The sequence below is a fragment of the Bacillus sp. FJAT-27251 genome (assembly GCF_001273925.1).
Taxonomy (GTDB): Bacteria; Bacillota; Bacilli; order Bacillales; family Cytobacillaceae; genus Mesobacillus_B.
The window spans coordinates 1859748-1866233 of record NZ_LIGG01000001.1; the positions used below are offsets into that span (position 1 = coordinate 1859748).

At 44.1% G+C, this 6486-nt stretch carries 8 protein-coding genes; 3 read left to right on the top strand and 5 right to left on the bottom strand.

Annotated elements, in window-relative coordinates:
- Position 1: 1 nt before the first annotated feature.
- Together ADU22_RS08765 and ADU22_RS08770 are read right to left on the bottom strand one after the other, a co-directional pair.
- A complete protein-coding gene (locus ADU22_RS08765) occupies positions 2-577 on the bottom strand; it encodes an HTH-type transcriptional regulator Hpr (RefSeq protein WP_053361804.1) in 576 nt (191 codons plus the stop codon).
- A gap of 291 nt (positions 578-868) precedes the next feature.
- Positions 869-1225 (bottom strand): YtxH domain-containing protein, encoded by a 357-nt coding sequence (locus ADU22_RS08770; protein ID WP_053361805.1) that lies wholly within the window; start codon positions 1223-1225, stop codon positions 869-871.
- A gap of 186 nt (positions 1226-1411) precedes the next feature.
- Here ADU22_RS08770 and yhzF point away from each other — a divergent pair, with 186 nt between their 5' ends.
- Entirely contained in the window at positions 1412-1603 is a 192-nt protein-coding gene (gene yhzF / locus ADU22_RS25600; RefSeq protein WP_053361806.1) for a membrane protein YhzF, read from the top strand.
- Between the two features lie 46 nt (positions 1604-1649).
- Here the strand turns inward: yhzF and ADU22_RS08780 are convergent, their stop codons facing one another.
- The 3 genes from ADU22_RS08780 to ADU22_RS08790 all read right to left on the bottom strand — a co-directional run bounded on the left by ADU22_RS08780 (position 1650) and on the right by ADU22_RS08790 (position 3919).
- Complete coding sequence (locus ADU22_RS08780; protein WP_053361807.1) at positions 1650-2168, bottom strand: tryptophan transporter; 519 nt, start codon at positions 2166-2168, stop codon at positions 1650-1652.
- A 124-nt stretch (positions 2169-2292) separates the two neighbouring features.
- Positions 2293-3369, bottom strand: coding sequence for a 3-phosphoserine/phosphohydroxythreonine transaminase (serC, locus tag ADU22_RS08785; RefSeq protein WP_053361808.1), 1077 nt, complete (start codon positions 3367-3369; stop codon positions 2293-2295).
- Positions 3370-3499: 130 nt separating this feature from the next.
- A complete protein-coding gene (locus tag ADU22_RS08790) occupies positions 3500-3919 on the bottom strand; it encodes an HIT family protein (RefSeq protein WP_053361809.1) in 420 nt (139 codons plus the stop codon).
- A gap of 562 nt (positions 3920-4481) precedes the next feature.
- Here ADU22_RS08790 and ADU22_RS08795 point away from each other — a divergent pair.
- The gene (locus ADU22_RS08795; RefSeq protein ID WP_053361810.1) at positions 4482-5222 is read left to right on the top strand and encodes an ABC transporter ATP-binding protein; all 741 of its coding nucleotides are present in this window, start codon (positions 4482-4484) and stop codon (positions 5220-5222) included.
- Positions 5215-6417 (top strand): ABC transporter permease, encoded by a 1203-nt coding sequence (locus ADU22_RS08800; protein WP_053361811.1) that lies wholly within the window; start codon positions 5215-5217, stop codon positions 6415-6417. The genes ADU22_RS08795 and ADU22_RS08800 overlap by 8 nt, the downstream gene beginning before the upstream one ends.
- The last annotated feature ends 69 nt before the right edge of the window (positions 6418-6486 follow it).

Below are 6486 nucleotides of genomic sequence, written 5' to 3' on the forward strand. Positions count from 1 at the left end.
ATTAAACAAGCTCTTTTTCCGCAGTGTCTTTTTTGCGGATGACCCCGTCATCATCGACAAATTTGCTGTCAATATTGTTGAAGGACTTTTCGAAAATCTCCATAAAATCATCACCATAAATATTGCGGACAATTGCCATCATCTCAATGATCTCAGGGAATTTCCCGTACAAATCCCTTAAGGGCGCGGCTCCGGAAAAGACAGCATTTTTGTCTGGTTCATATGTTTCCATCAAACCCAATAAAATAGCTTCCCCTTTTTCTGTTATCTGGACATATGTGTTCCGTTTGTCGCTTTCCTTTTTTGAGAATTGCAGCAGTCCCCTTTCCTCCAGCTTCTTGGAGAAATTGAAAGCTGTTGAAACATGCATAACACCAAACTTGGCTACATCCGATATGGAAGCACCATTCAAGTGATAGGCAATCCATAAGATATGGTGTTCATTGATGTTCAGGTCAAACGGCTTAATCCATTGCTGCCAATCTTTTTCAATCGACTTCCAAAGGGCTTTGCTCAATTGGGCAATCCGCTGGCTGAATATCAACGCTTCTTTCATTGAATATTGTTTCTCTGTCATCCCCATTTTCACCTACTTTAATGTTTCTATTAACATTATGCCAATAAAACAATAAATAATAAAGATTAATTTCTAAATTTTTAGAAACTTTTTTGTCTTTTTATGTAAAACTGGCAGTTTTCATTGAAAACAGCCTATTTTGTTACCTAAAAAAACCCTTCCAACCGGATGGGCTGCCAGAAGAGAAGGGGAGGAAATGTACCAAGAAAGAGTGGAATCCTAATTCATACAGTAATAACTTCCTCTTTACCCTGTGAAAAAGCCTCCTCGGCAGCCCAAACGGCAGAGAGCTTATTTTTGAGCGATGTCTTGTTCCAATTCCTGAATGGTCTGCTCAATTTCTTTTATATCCTTTTGCAGCGCCGTTTTGTTTTGTTCTGTACTTAATTGCCATTCATATAACGCAAGCTTTACATCTTTGATAAAATCATTGAGGGCCGATTTTCCCTCTTTTGATACAGATGAAACGGAATCCTTGATTTCAGCCAGGCTTTCTTTCAATTCCTTTAATTCAGCGGCGAACGCGTTTTTATTTGCCGCCACCTTCCTGCGCGTTTCCTCCCCTGAAGACGGGGCGGACAACAAGGTCGCTATTCCTGCTGCAGCACTGCCTGCGAGGAATCCCAATAACAATGATTTTGCCTTCATATGCAACCACCTCATTATTCTTTTAAATATATTTCTGCAATAAGGATTGAATTTCCTTTTTTTTGCGCACTTCAAGATTGCTGTATACCATATTTATTTTCCTAATATACATGAATTAAACCATAATGCCTTAGTTGAAGATGCACACTGTGATTGAGTGTCATTATTGGCAAAGAGGGGGAAGAGATGGGGAAATTTATTTTTATTATGTTTATATGCAGTACGTTTCTTTTTTTCGCCATGTTCAAAAATCTGCTGGCGTTGCGTATGCCAGGAGTATATCCGCCGAAAAAGCGTTTAAGAAAAAAGGCGGAAGCATACGGAGCAGCCGGGGCAGTCCTGCTTCTCATGGGGTTCCTTCTCAGCTTGCTTATATGAAAATCAGAAAAAAAAGAACCCGCACGCGGGTTCTTTGCATCAATCATTAGTTGGCGTCTGCCAGCTTTGCCCTTTTGAAGATATTCAAGGCAACCGGAAACAGGATGGCCATGAATGCTGCGTTGAAAACAACGGCCGGAAGTACCGCACCAGCGAAGAGTCCGACGAAAGCGCCTGGAAGTCCAACAATCAAATAAGCTGATCCAAGGAATACGGTTCCTGATACAATCGTTCCTACAGCTGTAAGGACAGCTGCATTAATGACAGATCCATGGAATTTCCTGAATGCAGTCAGCAGGCCGTAAAAAACAAACGCTGTAACCAGCTTGTCAATGATATTTGGAATCTGTCCTCCAGGAAAACCTGTGGTCATTGCCGATAATATCCCGGTAACGAGGGCAACGAGCAAGACGCTTTTCTTGTCCGGGAAAAGAATAATTCCCAAAAACATCATGGTAAGCATCATATCCGGCTTCATTCCAAGGATAAAGGGCGGTACGATGGTGTGCAAAACAGCACCCATCCCCACAAGCAGTGCAAGCGCAACAAGATTCTTTGTATTCATTTCTCAACTCTCCTCCACTATTCTAGCTAACTATTGCTTCTCCTGCAGTGCGTCTCTCGCCTGCAGCGAAAAGCTTGCTATCATTATAGCATATATTGAATTGGCGTAAAGTGTTAATTTTCTGTTAACGGCTTTTGAATTCCTTCATGAACTGGGCCAGGACCTCCACATGTTCAAGCGGAACGGCATTGTAGATCGAAGCGCGGCAGCCGCCAACTGAACGATGCCCATTCAGTCCAGTGAAGCCGCGTTCTTTTGCCTCAGCGAGAAAAGCTTCTGTGAGTTCCTGGTTTTCAAGCGTAAATGTAACATTCATAAGCGAGCGGCTGGACGCTTCGGCATGGCCTTTATAGAAGCCGTCGCTATCATCTATCGCGTTATACAGAAGGGCCGCTTTTTCCCTGTTGATTTTTTCCAGCGCTTCCGTTCCCCCCAGCGAATCAGCCCACTCAAGCACCAGTTTCAGCAAATAAATGGCCATTGTAGGCGGAGTATTATAAAGGGAATCATTTTTGGCGTGCGTCCTGTAATCCAGCATCGTCGGCAGGGAATCATTTGAGCGTTCCAGCAAGTCCTTCCTAAGAATCACCACAGTAACCCCTGAAGGGCCCAGATTCTTCTGGGCTCCTGCATAAATCAGCCCATAGGAAGCTACATCAATCGGTCGGCATAAAATATCACTGGACATGTCGGCGACAAGCGGGATGCCTGCTTTTGGAGTCTCGTGCCACTGCGTGCCAAATATCGTGTTATTGGACGTGATATGCAGATAAGCCCCGTCCTCGGCGATTTTTAGCGAAGACACGGGAGGGATTTCCCTGTATTGATTGTCCTTGCCTGTGGCAATCGCTTCGGCATGGCCAATTTTTTTTGCTTCCTTCAGCGCTTTTTCCGACCATGCCCCTGTCAATACATACTGACCCTTTTTCCCTTCTTCCATCAGGTTCATGGGAACCATTGTAAATTGCAGGCTTGCGCCTCCCTGCAAAAAGAGGATTTCATAGCTGTCGGGAATCTGAAGCAGCTTCTTTAACAGGTTTTTTGCTTGCTGGTGGATTTCTTCATACGGCTTGCTGCGATGGCTCATCTCCATTACATTCATGCCAGTTCCTTTATAATTGAGCCATTCCTGTTCTGCTTTCTTCAAAACGGATTCTGGCAAAGAAGCAGGACCAGCATTAAAATTGTAAGCACGTTTCATCATATTCCCCCCGGATTCCTTTATTGCATTACAGTAAAGGAGTGGATTTTTTAAATCCATGCTACCAGATAACAAGGAAAATTGCTATTTTTCTGAGAAAAAAATAAAAAACTTCTGCGAGTGCAGAAGCTTATAGTGTACTGTGGATATAAGAAGCCATTTTTTTCAGTTCTTCCGGAGTGTATTCGCTGTTATGCGTTTTCCACACAGCCCCAAAGCCGTCCCCTTCCCCGTAACGCGGAATTAAGTGGATATGGTAATGAAAGACTGATTGCCCGGCATGTTCGCCATTATTATTCAGGATGTTCATGCCAATCGGGTCATAGGCTTTTTTGAGGGCATTCGCCAGCTTTGGTACTTCCCTGAAAAGATTGGCAGCAACCTCATCTGTCAATTCATAGACGTTTTCTTTATGTACTTTTGGAATAACCAGAGTATGTCCCTTTGTTACCTGGCTGATATCCAGGAAAGCGAGGACATGTTCATTTTCGTATACCTTGGAAGCCGGGATTTCCCCGTTTACGATTTTGCAAAAAATGCAGTCCGACATTTACTCCACCCTTTCTTTTTTCAAAGCTTTTAAGGTATTTTATCATAATTGTCTAATAAATATAAAGAAGCCAATCAGGAAACCTTAAAAAGGCAGGATCCGGGATGGATCCTGCCCTGAAGGGAAAAGCGTGCTTCATGCCTGAATAATTTCCATTTTATCTGCCTTTTGCACGGTTACCTTTGATAAACACCTCATTTTTAATGAAATGTGTCAACAAACGGACCTGTGTTCAATCGAACCATCTCCTGACCTTTATTGTTTATGTGACAACGAATAAAGCGGATGATTGTCTTCGGCAAACACCTCATTTATTGGAGTGTTTTCTAAAACGGTTTATTGGTGAAGCGTTACCTCGAAAAACTTGTCTTTAACAGACACCTCATTTCGATTGGTCAACTGCTTTCCCCTTCAAAACTTAGAATGCCCCTTTTTAAAAAATATATCCCAATTTTCCTGCCGTTTTTTTAGGACCGAACGGCCGGAGGGGAGTTTCTGTTTTTATCTATGTCTGAATTTGATAAAATGGATAAAAGAAAAATTAGTTGGAAGGACGTTGCCCATGGCTTTATTGGAAATCAACAACCTTACTGGAGGCTATACCCGTAATCCAGTCCTTAAGGAGATAAGCTTTACGGTCAAATCTAATGAAATCGTTGGGCTCATTGGGTTGAATGGCGCCGGAAAAAGTACAACTATCAAGCATGTAATTGGGCTGATGGAGCCACACAAGGGAGAAATCACTATCAGCGGCAAAAGCTTTAAGGCTGGACGGGAGGAGTACCGGAGGCAATTCACTTTTGTGCCCGAAACACCGATCCTCTACGATGAACTGACACTGGAAGAACACCTTAGGATGACCGCGATGGCCTATGGTCTGGAAGAAGCAGAATATAAGGCACGCGTAGGCGAACTGCTGAAAGAGTTCCGGATGGAAAAGCGCCTAAAGTGGTTTCCTGCCCATTTCTCTAAAGGAATGAAGCAAAAGGTGATGATTATGTGCGCTTTTCTTGTCCAGCCAGCTCTGTACATCGTCGATGAACCTTTTGTAGGGCTCGATCCTCTTGGCATCCAGTCCCTGTTGGACCTCATGGACAAAATGAAAGCAAATGGTGCGGGGATTTTGATGTCAACCCATATTCTTGCAACGGCCGAAAGGTATTGCGACCGATTTGTCATCCTCCACGAAGGGAAAATCCGTGCAAAAGGAACCCTGAAGGAGCTTCAGTCGCAATTCAACATGCCCGGTGCTACGCTGGACGACCTGTACATTCAGCTGACAAGGGAAGAAGATTATGTTTAATTCCGAAACTTTATGGAAAGAACGGTTTACTCTGTTTTTGAAAGAGACAAGCCGGTATTTGCGCTACATTTTTAATGGGCATCTGGTCATCGTATTCATGTTTTTAATCGGGACGGCAGGCTTTTATTATCAGGGATGGGTAAAAACACTGGCACCGGACTTTCCGTCTGCATGGATCATGGCCCTTATTCTGGCGTGGGCTGTAACCTATAGCCCGGTTGCGACCTTTTTGACAGAAGCGGATAAGGTCTTTTTGATTCCACTTGAGGAAAGACTGGGGGATTATTTTAAGCGTTCGGGCATCTTCAGCCTTTTCTTGCAGGCATACCTGCTTCTCATTCTTCTGGCGCTTTTAATGCCCATCCATGCACAGGTTTCAGGTGAAGGGTATCGCTCATTCTTATTCTTTTTGCTTGTCCTGGTCGCCTTAAAGGCACTCAATATGCTCATTCGCTGGAGGGTTCAATATTATATTGACTTAAGTGTTTGGCGGATGGATACTGCTGTCAGGTTCGCGGTCAATGCTGTTGTTCTTTACCTGCTTTTCTCCAGTGCAGGCCCTATTGTTCTCGCTCCAGCGCTTCTCCTTGTCCTGCTGTATGTGTATTATCAGATGCAAACCAGGGAGAAGGGGCTTAAGTGGGAACAGCTAATAGAGCTTGAGGAAAAGAGGATGGGTGCTTTCTACCGTATCGCCAATTTATTTACTGATGTACCCAAGCTGAAAGACCGGGTAAAGAGGCGCAAATGGCTCGACTTCCTGCTTGCTGCGAAATACGGGCAAAACCAGACGTTTGACCATATCTACCGAATCACCTTTATCAGATCGGGCGATTATTTCGGACTATTTGCCAGGCTGACCATCATTGGAGCAGTGGGCATTTATCTCATAGATGGGGCGGGCCAGATTTTCCTTGCAGTCATCTTCCTGTATTTAACCGGTTTCCAGCTGATGCCGCTCTGGGGCCACCACGAAAACAAGCTATGGACAAGTTTGTATCCGGTGGCAGAGGCTTCCAGGGAAAAGGCATTTGCCAGGCTTCTTTTGGCCATACTGTATTTGCAAACCGGTATCTTCAGTCTAGTGCCTGTGTTTAAACAAGATTGGGCGGCAGCATTCACGACCGCAGTCCTCGGCTTCTTGTTCGCCATGTTTTTTACTAACGTATACAGTAAAAAAAGAAGGCAGGCTTGATCCAAAGCCACTGACGGGAGCTCTCAGTGCCAAAAAACCAGTGAAGCTGGAAAAAAGGTAACTGACAGG

What these genes read in the sequence shown, in the direction of transcription:
- ADU22_RS08765 (WP_053361804.1), bottom strand. Translation starts at nt 577, where the DNA reads ATGACAGAGAAACAATATTCAATGAAAGAAGCGTTGATATTCAGCCAG.
- ADU22_RS08770 (WP_053361805.1), bottom strand. Translation starts at nt 1,225, where the DNA reads ATGAAGGCAAAATCATTGTTATTGGGATTCCTCGCAGGCAGTGCTGCA.
- yhzF (WP_053361806.1), top strand. Translation starts at nt 1,412, where the DNA reads ATGGGGAAATTTATTTTTATTATGTTTATATGCAGTACGTTTCTTTTT.
- ADU22_RS08780 (WP_053361807.1), bottom strand. Translation starts at nt 2,168, where the DNA reads ATGAATACAAAGAATCTTGTTGCGCTTGCACTGCTTGTGGGGATGGGT.
- serC (WP_053361808.1), bottom strand. Translation starts at nt 3,369, where the DNA reads ATGAAACGTGCTTACAATTTTAATGCTGGTCCTGCTTCTTTGCCAGAA.
- ADU22_RS08790 (WP_053361809.1), bottom strand. Translation starts at nt 3,919, where the DNA reads ATGTCGGACTGCATTTTTTGCAAAATCGTAAACGGGGAAATCCCGGCT.
- ADU22_RS08795 (WP_053361810.1), top strand. Translation starts at nt 4,482, where the DNA reads ATGGCTTTATTGGAAATCAACAACCTTACTGGAGGCTATACCCGTAAT.
- ADU22_RS08800 (WP_053361811.1), top strand. Translation starts at nt 5,215, where the DNA reads ATGTTTAATTCCGAAACTTTATGGAAAGAACGGTTTACTCTGTTTTTG.